Origin of the sequence: Chelativorans intermedius (assembly GCF_025398255.1) — a bacterium.
Taxonomy (GTDB): Bacteria; Pseudomonadota; Alphaproteobacteria; order Rhizobiales; family Rhizobiaceae; genus Chelativorans; species Chelativorans intermedius.
The window spans coordinates 99,003-114,793 of the sequence record NZ_JAODNW010000019.1; the positions used below are offsets into that span (position 1 = coordinate 99,003).

Here is a 15,791-nt window from a genome sequence, read left to right on the forward strand (position 1 = left end):
ATGACGCGCCCCTTCGCACCCGGGTTTCGCATTCCGCCGGATCTGCTTCTGCGGGCCTATGCGACGGGTGTGTTTCCGATGGCCGAACACGCGGATGACCCGGAGGTCTTCTGGGTGCGCCCGGAGATGCGCGGCGTCATCCCGCTCGACGGTTTTCACGTGCCGCGCAGCCTCAGGAAGTTCATGCGACGCGATCCTTACGAGATCCGCTATGATTGCGACTTCGGGGGCGTGATTGACGCCTGCGCGGAACCGGCGCCGTCGCGACAGGAAACTTGGATCAACGCCCCTATCCGCGAAGCCTATACCGCGCTGTTCGAGCGCGGGCACTGCCACACGGTGGAAGCCTGGCTTGAGGGGCAGCTCGTCGGGGGGCTCTATGGCGTGACGCTCGGGCGTGCCTTCTTCGGCGAAAGCATGTTCTCACGCATGGAAAATGCCTCGAAGGTGTGTCTCGTGCATCTGGTGGAACGATTGAAGGCGCGGGGCTTCGTTCTTCTCGATACCCAGTTCACCACCCCGCACCTCAAGCGCTTCGGCGCCATAGATGTGCCGCGCCGGCGCTATGAGAGACTTCTGGCCGAGGCATTGGAGGGCAGCGCCGCCTTCTGAGCGCAAGGTGCTCGGCCCTTCGGCCTTCAGTCGGCCTCCGGCGGCGGCACGTCGGACTCCTGCTTGCAGTCCTTCAGCCATATGTCGTAGACGGCGTGATCGACCGCGTTGAGCCCCGGGCTCTCGGCAAACATCCAGCCGGTGAAGATGCGCCGGATCTTGCGGTCCAGCGTGATTTCATCCACCTCGACAAAGGCATCCGTCTTGGGCTCTTCCGATTCCGGCGAGCGGTAGCAAACGCGCGGTGTGACCTGCAACGCACCGAACTGCACGGTCTCGTCGATATAGGCATCGAAGGTGATGATGCGGCCGGTGATCTTGTCGAGGCCGGAAAACTCCGCCACGGGGTTCTCGATTCGCTCCGTCTGCGCATGCGCCTGCAGGGCGCCGGCAAAGCTGACGAGCCAGGCCAAGGCAGACATACGCAGGCCCAATCGCATCGCTTTCCTCACCAGGACCTCCAAGCCTCTTGCTGTTTTCGTGCCTGTATCGAGATTTCGCCCAAGAGGACTATTGCGCAAATGTGGCGAGAAAAAAGGCCCCCGGAGCGCGGTGCACAGGGATGGAAGGCTGCCGAAAACGCCCGGCCTAGTTGGGTGTCCAGGCGTCGTAGTCGCCGGTCACGCGCGGGCGCTCCTCCCTGGTGAGCGCGGAGCCCGGAGGACGATAGGCCAAGGGCGTTCCGGTGAGGTTCGGCAGATGGGGCTTTTGCCACTCACGCGGCGTGTAGTTCTCTTCGACCGGCGGGGTATCCACCTTGTGGTGCAGCCAACCGTGCCAGCCCGGAGGCACCATGGAGGCTTCCGAATAGCCGTTGTAGATCACCCAGCGGCGCGTGCGTCCCTCCGAGTCCTTGCCGCCCTGATAGTAAACGTTGCCGAACTCGTCCTCCCCCACGCGCTGGCCCTTGCGCCAGGTGTGGAAGCGCGTGTTGAGGGTTGCGCCATTCCACCATGTAAAGAACTGAAGCAGGAACTTTTTCATCGCTCTCCTCTCGGGGCGGCGTCGGACTGGCAGCCGGATGACCGCCTTATGGCGGTGAAGCCGGCCGAAGGCAAGGCCCCGCGCGCTTTCGCCGCTGTCATTTCAGCGTCCCAGCGGCTTTTCGTAGATCGCCGCAGGAATATCCGATTGCTCTTGCCCGCAGTTGTCTGTGCAACCGACCTTCAAAAAGCCTCGTGCACGGTAGAACGCCACCGCACGGCTGTTGCCTTCCTCCACCTCCAGCCGGATGCGCGAGGCACGGGGAAAGGCATTCTCGACCGCCGCGAGAAGCTGGCCGCCAATGCCCTGTCCATGCCGGCACGGCATCACATACAGCTGATGGAGCATGACAGTGCCGCCGTCTTCGGTCGCCGCGGCGAAGGCCATGCCGCAGATCTGGCCGCCCTCTTCGGCAAGAAGAAAGGCCGAATCATGCCGCTCCAAGCGGGCCTTCAAGGCAGCCGGCGAATGCCAGCTCCCGACAATCTGCCGCACCCGCTCGCGGCCATAGAGCGCGTCGTAGGTGGCATGCCAGGTTTCGACCAGAAGCGAGCGGACGGCCCCGAGATCGCTCTCGGATGCGGCGCGGATGAGCATCGCCTACTCTTCGAGCCCCAGCTTCGCCTTCACCAGCGCGTTGACCGCCTGGGGATTGGCCTTTCCTTGCGTGGCCTTCATCACCTGGCCGACGAACCAGCCGGCAAGCGTCGGCTTGGTCTTCGCCTGCTCCACCTTGTCGGGGTTGGCGGCAATGACCTCGTCCACCGCCTTTTCGATGGCGCCGGTGTCGGTGACCTGCTTGAGCCCGCGTTCTTCGACGATGAGGCGCGGATCGCCACCTTCGTTCCAGACTATCTCGAACAGGTCCTTGGCGATCTTGCCGGAGATCGTGCCTTCCTTGATGAGGTCGATGATGGTGCCGAGCTGAGCGGGAGAAACCGGCGTTTCCTCAATGTCCTTGCCGGCCTTGTTCAGGGCGCCCAGAAGGTCGTTGATCACCCAGTTGGCCGCTGCCTTGCCGTCGCGCCCCTCGGCCACCTTCTCGAAATAGTCGGCGATGGCCTTTTCGGAAACAAGTACCGAGGCGTCATATTCGGACAGGCCCAGCTTTTCCATGAAGCGCGCCTTCTTCTCGTCCGGCAGTTCCGGTAGATGGGCGGCAAGCGCGTCCACATAGGCCTGATCGAATTCCAACGGCACGAGGTCGGGATCGGGAAAGTAGCGGTAGTCGTGCGCCTCTTCCTTCGAGCGCATGGAGCGCGTTTCGCCCTTCACGGGATCGAACAGGCGCGTCTCCTGCTCCACCTTGCCGCCATCTTCCAGAATGGCGATCTGGCGGCGGGCCTCCGATTCGATGGCCTGGCCCACGAAGCGGATGGAGTTGACGTTCTTGATCTCGCAACGCGTGCCGAATGGCTCTCCGGGGCGGCGCACCGAAACATTGACATCGGCGCGCATGGAGCCTTCGTCCATGTTGCCGTCGCAGGTGCCCAGATAACGCAGGATCGTCCGAAGCTTGGTGAGGAAAGCCTTGGCCTCTTCCGCGGAGCGGATGTCCGGTTTCGAGACGATCTCCATCAGCGCGACGCCGGAGCGATTGAGGTCGACATAGGACATGGTGGGGTGCTGGTCATGCATCGACTTGCCGGCGTCCTGCTCCAGATGCAGGCGCTCGATGCCTACCTCGATCTCCTCGAAGCTGCCATCCTTGGCCGGCCCCACCGAAACGATGACCTTTCCTTCACCGACGATGGGCTGCTTGTACTGGGAAATCTGGTAGCCCTGAGGCAGGTCGGGATAGAAGTAGTTCTTGCGGTCGAAGACGGAGCGGTGATTGATCTTCGCCTTCAGGCCGAGGCCGGTGCGGATCGCCTGACGGACACATTCCTCGTTGATGACCGGCAACATGCCGGGCATGGCCGCATCCACCAGGCTGACATTCGCGTTGGGCTCGGCGCCGAAGGCTGTGGAGGCGCCGGAGAAAAGCTTGGCGCGCGATGTCACCTGGGCGTGGATCTCCATGCCGACGATGACTTCCCAGTCTCCGGTGGCACCGGGAATGAGACGCTTGGGATCGGGCGTACGCGTGTCGATGATCGTCATGGGCCGTGCGTTCTTCGAGTTGGCGAAAATGCGGCTGGTTCAGGTCGCGGCCTTGGCTAGACCAATCCCGCCGGCGTGGCAAGCGGGGCCTTTTCTCCCTCGCCGCCTTGCGCTAAGAAAGCCGCCGACGAACGGAGCCTTTATGTCCACCATCCTGGAGACCTGCTGAAGCCCTGCGCCTGAATGAAGGCCAGGGCGAAAGAGCGAGCCCCGCGCCGCAAGCGGCGTGGAGACCGTTTTTTGGCGTCGTGCACGCCGCAGGTTTTCAGGATTCCAGAGACATGGACATTTCGCGCGCCGAGCAGCGCATTCTCCACATATTGGCCCAGGGTGGGCGCATAACCGTCGAGAAGGACGAAAAGGGCCGCATCACGGCACTTGATTGCATCACGCGGGACGGGTGGTATTTCCCGGGTCTCGACCTGGTGATCTTTCGCAAGCTCAAGCGCAAACGCGCCATCCTTTCCAGAAATGGCGGCCCCTACCGCATCACGCGGCGCGGGCTGGAGCTGGTGCGCGCGCAGCCGGACAATCGCTGAGGCGAACGCCCGTCAAGACACGCGGGGCCGCCGGTCTTTCCGACGGCCCCGCGGGATCAGGCGGTTGCGATGTAGGTGCGTATTTCTTCCGCCTCGCGCTCCACCTCCTGAATGCGGCGCTTGACCACATCGCCGATGGAGACGAGACCGGCAAGCCGACCGTCCTTCTCGACCGGCAGATGGCGGAAACGGCCCTCGGTCATGATCTGCATGACCTCATTCACCGTGTTCTCTTCGCGGCAAACCTTGACGCGTGCCGTCATCACGGAGGAGACGGGCTTTTCCAATGCCTCCGGGCCTTCCCTGGCAATCACGCGCACGATGTCGCGCTCGGAGAGAATGCCGCTGATGCGATCGTCGCCCGAAGTGATGACGACCGCGCCAATGCCACGGTCGGAAAGCAGGTCCACCGCCTCCCTCAATGTCTTTTCGGCGGCGATGGTGACCACATCGCGACCCTTTTCATCCAGAATGGCCTTCACCGTCATGAGCACTCTCCTCCAGTCTCGGCCACATGCCCGCCCGTGCGTACCGAAGAAGGATGCGACGAGGCGCGGCACTTGGCAAGAGCCTGCTCAGGCCGATCGTGGCGGATCAAAAAGGCCGATTCCGAAAAAGCCCACCAGAAAGCCGCCAATATGGGCCTGCCAGGCGATCTCCGGCGTGCCGGCGCTGCCCGATGCCAGCCCGACGACGAGATTGACCACAAACCAGACTGTCAGAAACACCATCGTCATGCGCGAGCGCAGCACGGCCCAAAGCGGCAGGACCGGGCCATGAAAACCGGGCCGGTCGGCGCTGCGGTCGATGCGGAAGGCAAACCGAGCCGCCGCCCCCATCATGCCCGAGACAGCACCCGAAGCACCGACCAGGGGCACCGCGTCATAGGGATGGAGAAGAAAGTGCAGGAAGACGGCGGCGAACGCCGTCGCTGCCCAGAGGCCCAGGAACCGCAACGGCCCCAAACGATTGGCCAAGGGAGAGCCGAAAGCGGCAAGCCAGATCATGTTCACCGCCAGATGCGCCACGCCGCCGTGCAGGAATGCATAGGTGAAGGGACTCACAAACGCATAGAGATCGAGCGGCAGGCCGCCAGTGTAGCGCAGCGGCCAGAAGGCAAAGCGCACGATGACCAGCAGATCCTCCTGACGGGTCAGGAGGAAAGCGCGCACCAGGTGAACGCCGATGCACAGGCCGATGAGGGCGGTGACGACGCCGGGCAAGTTGAACACCGGCTCGCGGCGGCGCTGCTCCTGCCGGTTCTCCCCTTGCCGTTCGGATTCCGGTGGCTTGGTGCTGTCGCTCATGCGTTCTGCTTCACTGTAGGATCCGCGACGTGCGGTAGCAGAGATGAGGCCAAAACAGAAGCCGCCCAGCCATGAAGACTGGACGGCTTCCGGCCCCCCTTCCGGTCGAGCTCCCACCCCGCTATTCCCCAAGCAAGCCGCATGCCAACCTTGAGAACGAGGACAGCGTCGCAGGACGGCACAGCGCGGGAAACCCGCATTTCCTCGGGAACAAGCAGGTTTACGCTTCGTTAACCCTAACAATTCCTTCCCGTGCACAAGTCTCCTGCGGGCTGGCACGGGACCTGCATCCTGCTTCATGTAGAGGGGTGGAGCGCGGTGTCTGTCCCTCCATGGGACAGAACGGAATCTCAAAACGGGACGGCAGGCATGAATCAGGACGGACCGATGGCCCTGTTTCAATATTGGAACAGGTTGCGGGGCAGCCGCCCCGCCCCACGGCGCAGCGAGATAGAGCCGGCCGACATCAAGAATCACCTACCCGACACCTTCATCGTCGAGCACGAGCCGCGCGCGGAGCCGGTGTTCCGCCTTGCCGGCACCAGGCTGTGCGCAATCTATGGCAGGGAGCTGAAGGGGCATGCGCTGCCCTCCCTGTGGAACGCGCGCGACCGGCCGGCCGTCGGCCGGCTGCTGCAGCACGCAATCGAGGCCAAGGCGGTGGCGCTGATCACCTTCGAGGGGCTGAGTCGCGATGGCCGCGTCAACGGCTTCGAGCTCATCCTCCTGCCTCTGGAGGGCGGATCTCCCGATGGCGCGCTGGGGCTTGGCGCCGTTCAAGCGCTCATGAAGCCCTATTGGCTGGGCGCCGATCCGATCGTGGAGAACCGAATCGAGAGCTTCCGTTTCATCGATCCCCTGCACGAAACGCCGCTGGCGGAAAGGCGGCCTGCCCTCGACGCTCCCTCCCTGTCTCCGCAAAGCGAGGTTCTGACGATACGGCTTGACGACGGCGCCAGGCGTGTGCGCCATCTGGTCGTCTTCGAGGGCGGGCGGCGGCGCTAGACCGGTTCATCGTTTCAATGAAACGCTGATCCGGTCCATCTATTTGTTTTTGCCGCATTTGTGCGACGCCAGATGATTCCATCTGGCTGCAAAATGCTGTAGCCAATTACGCGTTGTTAACGCTTGCGGCATAACGTCATGCACGTGCGATCCTGCCCGGTCGACCTTCCGGGCAAGCGGAAATGCGACGGTGATGACCATGCCTGCGGCGACGAATCCGATCTCTGCACGCGCTGAGCGCCGGGACTTTCAGCGCGTGAAGGTGACGGTGTATGGCCGCTATATGCTGCAGGACCGTTCCGAATATCCCTGCAGGGTGGTGGAAATGTCGCCGGGCAACGCGCTGCTGGTGGCCGAGCGGCCGGGGCGCACCGGCGAACGCGTGGTCGCCTATCTGGACCACATCGGCCGCATCGAAGGCCGCATCATGCGGCTCGTCGATGGTGGCTTCGCCATGAGCATCACGGCCTCGGAAAGAAAACGCGACAAGCTCGCCGCACAGCTTACCTGGCTCGCCAACCGCCATGAGCTGGATCTTCCCGAGGATCGCAGGCACGAACGAATCGTTCCGCGCAATCCCTTCAGCACGCTGCGGCTGGCCGACGGCAGGGAGCATTCCTGCCGCGTCGTCGACCTGTCGCTCTCCGGCGCCGCCATCGAAGTGGACGCCAGACCGGAGGTCGGGGCGGAGGTCTTCCTCGCCGCCCTGCGTGGCCGTGTCGTGCGCCACTTCGAGGACGGCATCGCCATCGAGTTTTCCGTGGTGCAGGAGGAAAGCGCGCTCATGGCGCGGTTTTCTGCCTGAGAACCCCTCCACAGCCTGATTGAAACATCGGCCGTTGCCCGCGCGTTTCCGGGCCTGTCGGCTGTTTGTCCTCTCCGGGGCAAGGCGGGCTCTCCTTCCTCTGACAACGATTGCATTTGCCTGATAGATAGCAAATAATATCCTTCCATAACTCTCCCGGTGGATCCCGGGAGAGGCTCGGGAACGAGGAGGTTCCAATGCTTGCAGGATTGTCTGGAGTGACGGGTTGGGTCGCGTCCGTTCTGCGCGCCACCGATGAGGGTGCCGACATCACGGCGGAAGCCGTTTCGCCAGGGGCATCATCCGGCTTTACCACGACGGGCAACCTGATCGGCCCCAAAGGTGTCAGCGACGATGCCATCACCGGTGTCGAGACGGGCGACTACACCGGCTCGGTGGAACGCGTCTATTCCGACATCATTGGACCGGGCGGCGTGGTGCACAATCTCGGACAGGGATACGGATTGGGCGTCGAGGGGCTGCTCGGCAACGTTCTGAGCACCGCAGACGAGCTGCTCGGCTAGCCGAGAAAACTGTGCCTCGGCCCGGGCGCGCGACATCGCATTTCCGGGCCCTGGACCTGGCAGGCAACCTTCCCCCTGCCCCGACCTCTTCCTGCATGTGGAGTTCTTCGCCACCCCTCCGGCAAAGACGACGCACGATGTTCCTGCCCCGCCTGGCTCAGGATTAACACATGGTATATGGAAAGGCGAAAAATTTATACTTTGAGTGTTACTGGGAATCGGAAAATTTGAGCTTATTTATACTTCTGATTTTTGCGTCGGATAAATTGGAACCTGTCATGGTCTCTCCAAACGGGGAGACGAACAATGCAACGGAAAAGACAGGTTCTGCTTCTGGCAGCCGCGGCCATGCTCGCCTTTCAGACAGGTGCCGTGCGGGCGGCATCCGACATGATGCCCGTTGGCGGGCGCGCCTCACAGCCCGTCGGCCACTACGAGTTCTGCCAGCGGCAGCCTTCCGAGTGTCGCCGCACCGCATCTCATGCGCCGGTGGAGATGACACGGGCGCTGTGGGCGAAGCTCATCGAAGTCAACAACTCGGTCAACGCCTCCATCATCCCGCTCACCGATATGGAGATGTGGGGTGTGGAAGAGCATTGGTCCTATCCGGACCTTTATGGCGACTGCGAGGATTTCGTGCTGGAGAAGCGCCGTCTCCTGATCGAGGCGGGCATCCCCGCTGCCAATCTCCTGATCACGGTGGTGCGCCAGCCCAATGGCGATGGCCATGCCGTTCTGACGGTCAACTCGACGATGGGCGATTTCATTCTCGACAATCTGGAGCCGCGCATCCTGCCCTGGTCGCAGACCGAGTACCAATATCTGAAGCGCCAGTCGGCACGCCACGCCGGGCAGTGGGTTTCCATCCACGACGGCCGGTCCGTGCTGGTCGGCAGCATCTCGTCCAATCGTTGAGTTACAGGAAAACCCGGTCGAGTCCCCACCTCCCCGTCCCCAACGACCGGGTTAGGAGCCGGCCCCTCGCGGGGTCGGCTCCGCTTTTCTCTGGACGGGATCAGGCGGACACCAGGCCCTTTCGAAAACGATGCGCGTTCTCAACATAGTGAGCGGCGGAAGCGCGCAGCATCTCCACCGCCTTCTCGTCGAGCTGGCGAACCACCTTTGCCGGAGTGCCGACAATCAGCGAACGGTCCGGGAACACCTTGCCTTCCGTGACAAGAGCGCCGGCGCCCACCAGGCAGTCATTGCCGATCCTTGCGCCGTTGAGCACGATGGCGCCCATGCCGACAAGCGTGTTGTCGCCAATGGTGCAGCCATGAAGGATCGCCCGATGGCCCACCGTGCAGCCGCGACCGACCGTTAGCGGAAAGCCCATGTCGGTGTGCATCACCGTGTGCTCCTGCACATTGGTATCGTCACCGATGACGATGGGCTCGTTGTCGCCTCGCAGCACGGCGCCGAACCAGATGCCGACATTGCGCCCGATGCGCAGGCGACCGATCAGCGTTGCATCCGGTGCCACCCAGCCGCTTTCCTCGTCGGCAAATTCGGGGCGGTCTCCGTCAAGGGCATAAATGGGCATGGCAGACTCCCGATTGGGCAAAAACGGTTTCTCGAAGATCCATCTTTACCCGCCCTTTACCATGAGCGGCAATGTATCCGCGTGGTCCTCTGGAGAAACCCCTTGCCAGCCCGTGCATCTGCCTTCGCCGGTTTTGACGATTTCGTGCCGCGTCGCACGACTCCTTTGCGCGCGCTGCTGTGCATTCTGCTGGTGGTGGCACTTGCCTCTCTGGCCACGGCCTTCGGCGGACGCTGGCTTGTGCATGCGGCGGCACCCATGTTCCATACGGAATCGCGGCAGGTGCGAGAAATCGTCGTTGGTTCAAGTGTTCTCCGGGTGCCGGAGAATGTCATCCGCGAGCCGCGGATGCGCCGGGATGGTGCGCAGGAACGTCTCGATCTCTATTTCCGCTGGCCGCAGATGGAAGGCTATACGCCTGACGCTCGGGCAGCCTTCAACCACGCCGGGGGAAGCCGCTCCATCATCTACGCTACCATCGCGCCGCGCCGGCTTGCCCACGACATGAGCGACAGGCTTGAGCCGATCTATCGCCATCTCGTCGCGCCGGAAGAACGGGAAGCCGCGGACGGCCTCACCATCCGCCCCTTTCGGGAAGAAGCCGGATTTGCCGGCGAAGTCCTGGTGGTGGGCGAGCGCCCGCCAGAGCGCCCCTTCGTGGCGCGATGCCTGACCCGCGACACAGCGGCGCATTCCCTGGCACCGTGCGAGCGAGAGGTACATTTCGGGGACGATCTGAGCCTCGTCTACCGCTTCCCGCGCGAGATTCTCAACGAATGGCGCATCCTCGACGAGAAGATCTTGGCCGGGGCGGGAGAGTATCTGACGGCGCGCAGCACGGGCAGTTGAGCCGGCCATGGGCGCCCTCGAAGGGCCGCGCGAAGTGGAGCTGACGGGCGCGCACTGCGCGACCTATTCCAGATCGACGTCGAGGATGGCCATCGAGAAATTGTAGGACAGTTCTCCCTCGTCCTCGTCCTTGAAAATGATGCCCAGAAACTCGTCGCCGAGATAGAGTTCGCAGGAATCATCCTTGCGCGGGCGCGCCTTGACGCTGAGGGAGGGGTTATTGAAGGTACGCTTGAAATAGGCGTCGAGTTTCTTGATCTCTTCCGGCTTCAACAAACTTCTCCGCTCGGTGTTTGGGTTGCCCGCGCTTCTGGCACGGCTGCCGCCGGGCTGTAAACCCTCAAAAGGGACACGCCGGTGGAGAAGCCCGGGCCATGCGGGCGGGTTGTCCCTCACTCCTGCCGCAGAAGCTGATCCATGGCGCGCGACGGCTCTTCGCAACCCGCCTCGCCGATGATGCGGGCGGGAACGCCGGCGACCGTCTTGTTGGGCGGCACGGGCTTGACCACCACGGAGCCGGCCGCAACCTTGGTGCAATGGCCGATCTCGATATTGCCGAGGATCTTGGCCCCAGCCCCGATCAGCACGCCATGGCGGATCTTCGGATGCCGGTCGCCCATCTCCTTGCCGGTTCCACCCAGCGTCACGCCCTGCAGGATCGAGACATTATCCTCGACGACCGCCGTTTCGCCGACCACGAGCCCCGTGGCATGATCGAGAAAGATGCCCTTGCCGATCTTCGCCGCCGGGTTGATATCCGTCTGGAAGACGGCGGAGGAACGGCTCTGCAGATAGAGAGCAAAATCGCGGCGGCCCTTTTTCCACAGCCAATGGGCCAGCCGGTGGGTCTGAATGGCGTGAAAGCCCTTGAAATAGAGAACCGGCATGAGGAAGCGGTCACAGGCCGGGTCGCGATCGTAATAGGCCTGAATGTCGACGCGCACGGTCGAGCTCCATTCGGGCTCGTCCTCCCACATGGCCTGGAAGGTCTGACGGATGAGGTCAGCGCCGATATCCTGATGATCCAGCCTCTCGGCCACCCGGTGAATGACCGCATCTTCCAGCGTGGCGTGGTTGAGCACCGTGGCATAGAGAAAAGCGGCAAGCAGCGGATCGTTGTCGACCGCGGCCTGCGCCTCCGCCTTGACAGTGGACCAGATGGGATCGAGCTGCTGCGAGGCGTCGGTGCGCACGGCGTTCCTGGCCGTCATGTGGCTTCTCCCCTGCTTCGGGCACGTTTCGCGCTGGCGACAAGATAGGGCACAAGCGCGCGCGATTGAACCGCAAAATACTTCAACCTCGATCAAGCCAAATTGATGCCTGGCAACTTCAGATAGGGTGCGCCGCCAGAAAATCGAGCACACGCGCCTTGAAGCTGCGGTCGCCCACCGAAAGCATGTGGTCGCGCCGCGCGATGGAAAACGCCTCGCCGTTGGGCAGCATGTCGGCAAGCGGTTCCGGCGGACCGGCGATCTTGTCCTTCGTGCCGACGGCCACCAGGGTGGGCTGTCGGATCTTCGCTACGTCCTGCGGCGAAAGCAGCTTGCGGGAGGTCGCAATGCAGGCGGCGAGCGCCTTGCGGTCGCTTTTGGTCTGGTCGGCGAAGGCGCGGAACATACGCCCGCGCTCATGAACGATGGTGGCGGGATCCTCGGCCAGCAGAGCCTCGGCAATCACGTCCCACTCGCCCACGCCTTCCACCATGCCGATGCCGAGCCCCCCGAGGATGAGGGCCGCCACCCGGTCGGGATGGCCAAGAGCCAGAAAAGCGGCGATGCGCGCACCCATGGAATAGCCCATGACGTGGGCGCGCGCGATGTCCAGATGGGACAGCAGGGCAGCCGCATCCGATGCCATCTTTTCCGGGGTGTAGTCTTCCGGCACGTGGCTCTTGGTGGAACGGCCGTGGCCGCGATTGTCGAGCGCGATCGCGCGGTAGCCGGCATCCCGCAGGGTCTTCACCCAGCTGGGGGCCACCCAGTTGACGTGATGGGTGGAAGCAAAGCCGTGGATGAGAAGGACGGGCTCCCCCGCGCCCTCGTCGATAAAGGCGATCTCGAACCCGTCGTGGGAGAAATACCGCATTGCGCGCAGACCCCTTGCCGCCTCAACCGCCCGCCGCCTCGATGAGCGGGTGGCGGAGCCGGTCTCCAATCCTGATGCCGGCGTTCTGCGCGGTTCCCGCCTTCAGTTCAAGCACGAAGCGCGCGCTCACCGGCGGAGCGATGCTTTCGGTGGAAAAAGGCGTGCCGCGTGCGATCGCCGCCACCCTGCCATCCGCGCCGACAAAGAGCAGATCGAGCGGCAGCGGCGTGTTCTTCATCCAGAAGGCCCTGGGGCCGCTTTCGGGAAAGACGAAAAGCATGCCGCGGTCGTCATCCATGTTCCGGCGAAACATCAGGCCGCGGGCGCGCTCCCCCGGCTCGTCCGCCACCTCGATGGAAAAGCGGTGGATGCCGGAAGCCGTTTCAACCACCAGCGGCACCGGGTGAACGGGGAGCAGCATCGGCTCTTCCTGTGCCATCGCCGCGGCGAACAGGGGCAGGAGGAACAGAAACGAAAGAAGGGTGCGCATAGGCTCTCCGCCGGCCCCGGCCGCGCTTTCAGTGGGAGACCGGCAAGGTGCCAACGTCCGGGTGTATCTCTGCTGCCATCAACCCCTTTTCGCCGCGCCCGTAGCGCACCAGGACTACCTGGCCGGGCCGCAGCTCGGTCACGCCGAAGCGGCGCAGCGTCTCCATGTGGATGAAGATGTCCTCCGTGCCCTCCCCGCGGGTAAGGAAGCCGAAACCCTTGGTGCGGTTGAACCACTTCACCAGAGCGCGCTCCAGCCCGCTTTCGGGCGTCACTGCGACGTGCGTGCGCTGGGTCTGATCCTCGGCGGGATGGGTTGCGGTGGAGGTATCCATCGACAGGACCTTGAAGGCCTGCAGGCCCTTTTCGCTGTGCCTGGCGAGGCAGACGACGCGCGCACCGCTCAGTGCCGTCTGGAAGCCATCCCGCCGGAGACAGGAAACATGCAGGAGAACGTCACCCATCTCTGGCGCATCGGGCAGGATGAAGCCAAACCCCTTGGCCACATCGAACCATTTGATGGCACCGGAAATCTCAAGGAGGTCCGAGGCTTCTTCCGAACTGCCCGCTTCCCGGGCCCTTCGGTTGCCGGCAAGCCCTCGTGCCGAGGAATTGTCCTCCATCCGCTCTGCCTTCCCACAAGTCCATCGGACTGATTCTGGAACCGAGGATAGCACCGGTTGTTGCAACCTTAGCAAGACCCAGACAGAGATTTTCACAGTGACGAGGGCCAATCCGCTCCGCGATGGCCGCCTGACGCCACATTTCGCATTGCCGGGTCTGCTTTCCTCGACCTATGTTCCGCCTCTGTCTCGTCAAGATGAGGATATGAAAAATGCGCTATCTGCACACCATGGTCCGCATACGCGACATCGACGAATCGCTCGACTTCTATTGCAACAAGCTCGGTCTCGTCGAGAAGCGTCGCGTGGAGAACGAGAAGGGGCGCTACACGCTCATCTTCCTGGCAGCGCCGGAGGATGCCGAAACCGCCGAGAAGGCGGGAGCGCCGCTGGTTGAGCTTACCTACAACTGGGATCCCGAGGACTATCAGGGCGGGCGCAATTTCGGCCATCTGGCCTATGAGGTGGACGACATCTACGAGACCTGCCAGCGCCTGATGGACGGCGGCGTGACCATCAACCGCCCGCCACGCGACGGGCGCATGGCCTTCGTGCGCTCGCCCGATGGCATTTCCATCGAGCTGCTGCAGAAGGGCGAGGCCAAGCCGAAGGCCGAGCCCTGGGCATCCATGGAGAACACCGGAAACTGGTAGAAGCGGCGCAGCAGGGCCAGGGTGGAGGCGCGCGCACCTGCGGTGCGGCTGGGGGCCTCCCTACCCTGCCCTCCCGCCGCGACAAGGCGCGAATGAGACGGGGAGGAGCATGAAGGAAGTCCTGAAGGAGCTTGAGCGCCGGCGCGCCGCTGCCCGCGCCGGCGGCGGCCAGAAGCGGATCGATCAGCAGCACGCGAAGGGAAAGCTCACGGCACGCGAGCGGCTCGAAGTCTTTCTCGACGAGGGCTCCTTCGAGGAGTTCGACATGTTTGTCGAGCATCGCTCCAGCGATTTCGGCATGGACAAGACCAAGTTCTATGGCGACGGCGTGGTGACCGGCTGGGGAACGGTCAACGGCCGAACGGTCTTCGTCTTTGCCAAGGATTTTACCGTCTTCGGCGGCTCGCTTTCGGAGGCCCATGCCGAGAAGGTGATGAAGATCCAGGACATGGCACTGAAGAACCGCGCGCCCATCATCGGCTTCTACGATGCCGGCGGCGCGCGCATCCAGGAGGGCGTGGCAGCCCTCGGCGGCTATGCCGAAATCTTCCAGCGCAACGTTCTGGCCTCAGGCGTCATTCCACAGATTTCCGTCATCATGGGGCCATGCGCGGGCGGCGACGTCTATTCCCCGGCCATGACGGACTTCATCTTCATGGTGCGCGACACGTCCTACATGTTCGTCACCGGCCCCGACGTGGTGAAGACCGTGACCAACGAGACGGTGACGGCTGAGGAACTGGGTGGCGCACACATCCACACCACGAAATCGTCCATCGCCGATGGCGCCTATGACAACGACGTCGAAGCGCTGCTTCAGATGCGCCGGCTGATCGACTTTCTGCCGGCCTCCAACACGGCCGAGCTGCCGGAGATCGCGTTTCACGGCGACGTGGAAACGCCCGACCACTCGCTCGACCGCCTGGTGCCGAACAACGCCAACAAGCCCTACGACATCAAGGAACTGATCCTGAAGACGGTGGACGAGGGCGACTTCTTCGAGATCCAGGAGCGCTTTGCAAGAAACATCGTCACCGGCTTCGGCCGCGTGGAGGGCCGCACGGTGGGGTTCGTTGCCAATCAGCCCATGGTGCTGGCCGGCGTTCTGGATTCCGACGCCTCGCGCAAGGCGGCGCGGTTCGTGCGCTTTTGCGACTGCTTCAACATCCCCATCGTCACCTTCGTGGACGTGCCGGGCTTCCTTCCCGGCACCGGACAGGAATATGGCGGGCTCATCAAGCACGGAGCCAAGCTCCTCTTCGCCTATGCGGAGGCGACCGTGCCGAAGGTGACCGTGATCACCCGCAAGGCCTTCGGCGGCGCCTACGATGTGATGGCCTCCAAGCACCTGCGCGGCGACATCAACTACGCCTGGCCAACGGCGCAGATCGCGGTGATGGGCGCCAAGGGAGCGGTGGAGATCATCTTCCGCAAGGACATCGACGATCCCGAAAAGATCGCCGCGCATACGCGCATGTATGAGGAGCGGTTCCTCTCGCCCTTCGTGGCTGCCGAGCGCGGCTATGTGGACGAGGTCATCATGCCCCATTCGACGCGCCGGCGGGTGACACGGGCGCTGCGAATGCTGCGCAACAAGGACCTCGCAAATCCCTGGAAGAAACACGACAACATCCCGCTCTGACCGCCGCGGAGCGGAACGGGAACGCCGG

At 63.3% G+C, this 15,791-nt stretch carries 21 protein-coding genes; 9 read left to right on the forward strand and 12 right to left on the reverse strand.

Features of this window, described 5'->3' with window-relative positions; translation table 11 throughout:
- Complete coding sequence (gene aat, locus NYR58_RS14350) at positions 1–612, forward strand: leucyl/phenylalanyl-tRNA--protein transferase (RefSeq protein ID WP_261521632.1); 612 nt, start codon at positions 1–3, stop codon at positions 610–612.
- Between the two features lie 26 nt (positions 613–638).
- On the opposite strand, the gene NYR58_RS14355 is transcribed toward aat, so the two are convergent.
- The 4 genes from NYR58_RS14355 to gatB form a co-directional block, all read right to left on the reverse strand.
- The gene (locus NYR58_RS14355) at positions 639–1,034 is read right to left on the reverse strand and encodes a DUF2155 domain-containing protein (protein ID WP_261521634.1); all 396 of its coding nucleotides are present in this window, start codon (positions 1,032–1,034) and stop codon (positions 639–641) included.
- 166 nt (positions 1,035–1,200) lie between these two features.
- Complete coding sequence (locus tag NYR58_RS14360; RefSeq protein ID WP_261521635.1) at positions 1,201–1,596, reverse strand: NADH:ubiquinone oxidoreductase subunit NDUFA12; 396 nt, start codon at positions 1,594–1,596, stop codon at positions 1,201–1,203.
- 102 nt (positions 1,597–1,698) lie between these two features.
- A complete protein-coding gene (locus tag NYR58_RS14365) occupies positions 1,699–2,193 on the reverse strand; it encodes a GNAT family N-acetyltransferase (RefSeq protein ID WP_261521636.1) in 495 nt (164 codons plus the stop codon).
- A 3-nt stretch (positions 2,194–2,196) separates the two neighbouring features.
- Complete coding sequence (gene gatB, locus NYR58_RS14370; protein ID WP_261521637.1) at positions 2,197–3,699, reverse strand: Asp-tRNA(Asn)/Glu-tRNA(Gln) amidotransferase subunit GatB; 1,503 nt, start codon at positions 3,697–3,699, stop codon at positions 2,197–2,199.
- A 281-nt stretch (positions 3,700–3,980) separates the two neighbouring features.
- On the opposite strand from gatB, the gene NYR58_RS14375 reads away from it, so the two are divergent.
- Entirely contained in the window at positions 3,981–4,238 is a 258-nt protein-coding gene (locus NYR58_RS14375; protein ID WP_261521638.1) for a YjhX family toxin, read from the forward strand.
- A gap of 56 nt (positions 4,239–4,294) precedes the next feature.
- Here the strand turns inward: NYR58_RS14375 and NYR58_RS14380 are convergent, their stop codons facing one another.
- Both NYR58_RS14380 and NYR58_RS14385 read right to left on the reverse strand, forming a co-directional pair.
- Positions 4,295–4,726: a CBS domain-containing protein gene (locus NYR58_RS14380; protein WP_261521639.1), complete on the reverse strand. Its 432-nt coding sequence runs from the start codon at positions 4,724–4,726 to the stop codon at positions 4,295–4,297.
- Positions 4,727–4,813: 87 nt separating this feature from the next.
- The gene (locus NYR58_RS14385; RefSeq protein WP_261521641.1) at positions 4,814–5,545 is read right to left on the reverse strand and encodes a rhomboid family intramembrane serine protease; all 732 of its coding nucleotides are present in this window, start codon (positions 5,543–5,545) and stop codon (positions 4,814–4,816) included.
- Between the two features lie 369 nt (positions 5,546–5,914).
- Here NYR58_RS14385 and NYR58_RS14390 point away from each other — a divergent pair, with 369 nt between their 5' ends.
- The 4 genes from NYR58_RS14390 to NYR58_RS14405 all read left to right on the forward strand — a co-directional run bounded on the left by NYR58_RS14390 (position 5,915) and on the right by NYR58_RS14405 (position 8,794).
- Entirely contained in the window at positions 5,915–6,550 is a 636-nt protein-coding gene (locus NYR58_RS14390) for a PAS domain-containing protein (RefSeq protein ID WP_261521642.1), read from the forward strand.
- Between the two features lie 199 nt (positions 6,551–6,749).
- Entirely contained in the window at positions 6,750–7,355 is a 606-nt protein-coding gene (locus tag NYR58_RS14395) for a PilZ domain-containing protein (RefSeq protein ID WP_261521672.1), read from the forward strand.
- A gap of 218 nt (positions 7,356–7,573) precedes the next feature.
- On the forward strand, positions 7,574–7,879 hold the full coding sequence (locus tag NYR58_RS14400; protein WP_261521644.1) for a hypothetical protein: 306 nt from the start codon (positions 7,574–7,576) through the stop codon (positions 7,877–7,879).
- Positions 7,880–8,185: 306 nt separating this feature from the next.
- On the forward strand, positions 8,186–8,794 hold the full coding sequence (locus NYR58_RS14405; RefSeq protein ID WP_261521645.1) for a transglutaminase-like cysteine peptidase: 609 nt from the start codon (positions 8,186–8,188) through the stop codon (positions 8,792–8,794).
- Between the two features lie 100 nt (positions 8,795–8,894).
- On the opposite strand, the gene NYR58_RS14410 is transcribed toward NYR58_RS14405, so the two are convergent.
- Positions 8,895–9,422 carry a gamma carbonic anhydrase family protein gene (locus tag NYR58_RS14410; protein WP_261521646.1) on the reverse strand — a complete coding sequence of 176 codons (528 nt, stop codon included), beginning with the start codon at positions 9,420–9,422 and terminating at the stop codon, positions 8,895–8,897.
- Positions 9,423–9,524: 102 nt separating this feature from the next.
- Between NYR58_RS14410 and NYR58_RS14415 the strand changes: the two genes are divergently transcribed.
- On the forward strand, positions 9,525–10,271 hold the full coding sequence (locus NYR58_RS14415) for a hypothetical protein (protein ID WP_261521647.1): 747 nt from the start codon (positions 9,525–9,527) through the stop codon (positions 10,269–10,271).
- Between the two features lie 63 nt (positions 10,272–10,334).
- Here the strand turns inward: NYR58_RS14415 and NYR58_RS14420 are convergent, their stop codons facing one another.
- From NYR58_RS14420 to NYR58_RS14440, 5 genes are all read right to left on the reverse strand, one after another.
- A complete protein-coding gene (locus NYR58_RS14420) occupies positions 10,335–10,544 on the reverse strand; it encodes a DUF3126 family protein (protein WP_261521648.1) in 210 nt (69 codons plus the stop codon).
- A gap of 119 nt (positions 10,545–10,663) precedes the next feature.
- Positions 10,664–11,482: a serine O-acetyltransferase gene (gene cysE, locus NYR58_RS14425; protein ID WP_261521649.1), complete on the reverse strand. Its 819-nt coding sequence runs from the start codon at positions 11,480–11,482 to the stop codon at positions 10,664–10,666.
- 118 nt (positions 11,483–11,600) lie between these two features.
- Positions 11,601–12,356: an alpha/beta fold hydrolase gene (locus NYR58_RS14430; RefSeq protein WP_261521650.1), complete on the reverse strand. Its 756-nt coding sequence runs from the start codon at positions 12,354–12,356 to the stop codon at positions 11,601–11,603.
- Between the two features lie 22 nt (positions 12,357–12,378).
- Complete coding sequence (locus NYR58_RS14435) at positions 12,379–12,846, reverse strand: DUF192 domain-containing protein (protein WP_261521651.1); 468 nt, start codon at positions 12,844–12,846, stop codon at positions 12,379–12,381.
- A 28-nt stretch (positions 12,847–12,874) separates the two neighbouring features.
- Positions 12,875–13,468, reverse strand: a complete 594-nt coding sequence (locus tag NYR58_RS14440) for a cold-shock protein (protein ID WP_261521652.1) — start codon at positions 13,466–13,468, stop codon at positions 12,875–12,877.
- A gap of 212 nt (positions 13,469–13,680) precedes the next feature.
- Between NYR58_RS14440 and NYR58_RS14445 the strand changes: the two genes are divergently transcribed.
- Positions 13,681–14,121 carry a VOC family protein gene (locus tag NYR58_RS14445; protein ID WP_261521653.1) on the forward strand — a complete coding sequence of 147 codons (441 nt, stop codon included), beginning with the start codon at positions 13,681–13,683 and terminating at the stop codon, positions 14,119–14,121.
- Between the two features lie 109 nt (positions 14,122–14,230).
- Positions 14,231–15,763: an acyl-CoA carboxylase subunit beta gene (locus NYR58_RS14450; protein WP_261521654.1), complete on the forward strand. Its 1,533-nt coding sequence runs from the start codon at positions 14,231–14,233 to the stop codon at positions 15,761–15,763.
- Positions 15,764–15,791 lie beyond the last annotated feature (28 nt).

Bases quoted from the DNA above. Each gene is read 5' to 3' on its own strand.
- aat (WP_261521632.1), top strand. From the start codon at position 1: ATGACGCGCCCCTTCGCACCCGGGTTTCGCATTCCGCCGGATCTGCTT.
- NYR58_RS14355 (WP_261521634.1), bottom strand. From the start codon at position 1,034: ATGTCTGCCTTGGCCTGGCTCGTCAGCTTTGCCGGCGCCCTGCAGGCG.
- NYR58_RS14360 (WP_261521635.1), bottom strand. From the start codon at position 1,596: ATGAAAAAGTTCCTGCTTCAGTTCTTTACATGGTGGAATGGCGCAACC.
- NYR58_RS14365 (WP_261521636.1), bottom strand. From the start codon at position 2,193: ATGCTCATCCGCGCCGCATCCGAGAGCGATCTCGGGGCCGTCCGCTCG.
- gatB (WP_261521637.1), bottom strand. From the start codon at position 3,699: ATGACGATCATCGACACGCGTACGCCCGATCCCAAGCGTCTCATTCCC.
- NYR58_RS14375 (WP_261521638.1), top strand. From the start codon at position 3,981: ATGGACATTTCGCGCGCCGAGCAGCGCATTCTCCACATATTGGCCCAG.
- NYR58_RS14380 (WP_261521639.1), bottom strand. From the start codon at position 4,726: ATGACGGTGAAGGCCATTCTGGATGAAAAGGGTCGCGATGTGGTCACC.
- NYR58_RS14385 (WP_261521641.1), bottom strand. From the start codon at position 5,545: ATGAGCGACAGCACCAAGCCACCGGAATCCGAACGGCAAGGGGAGAAC.
- NYR58_RS14390 (WP_261521642.1), top strand. From the start codon at position 5,915: ATGAATCAGGACGGACCGATGGCCCTGTTTCAATATTGGAACAGGTTG.
- NYR58_RS14395 (WP_261521672.1), top strand. From the start codon at position 6,750: ATGCCTGCGGCGACGAATCCGATCTCTGCACGCGCTGAGCGCCGGGAC.
- NYR58_RS14405 (WP_261521645.1), top strand. From the start codon at position 8,186: ATGCAACGGAAAAGACAGGTTCTGCTTCTGGCAGCCGCGGCCATGCTC.
- NYR58_RS14410 (WP_261521646.1), bottom strand. From the start codon at position 9,422: ATGCCCATTTATGCCCTTGACGGAGACCGCCCCGAATTTGCCGACGAG.
- cysE (WP_261521649.1), bottom strand. From the start codon at position 11,482: ATGACGGCCAGGAACGCCGTGCGCACCGACGCCTCGCAGCAGCTCGAT.
- NYR58_RS14430 (WP_261521650.1), bottom strand. From the start codon at position 12,356: ATGCGGTATTTCTCCCACGACGGGTTCGAGATCGCCTTTATCGACGAG.
- NYR58_RS14435 (WP_261521651.1), bottom strand. From the start codon at position 12,846: ATGCGCACCCTTCTTTCGTTTCTGTTCCTCCTGCCCCTGTTCGCCGCG.
- NYR58_RS14440 (WP_261521652.1), bottom strand. From the start codon at position 13,468: ATGGAGGACAATTCCTCGGCACGAGGGCTTGCCGGCAACCGAAGGGCC.
- NYR58_RS14445 (WP_261521653.1), top strand. From the start codon at position 13,681: ATGCGCTATCTGCACACCATGGTCCGCATACGCGACATCGACGAATCG.
- NYR58_RS14450 (WP_261521654.1), top strand. From the start codon at position 14,231: ATGAAGGAAGTCCTGAAGGAGCTTGAGCGCCGGCGCGCCGCTGCCCGC.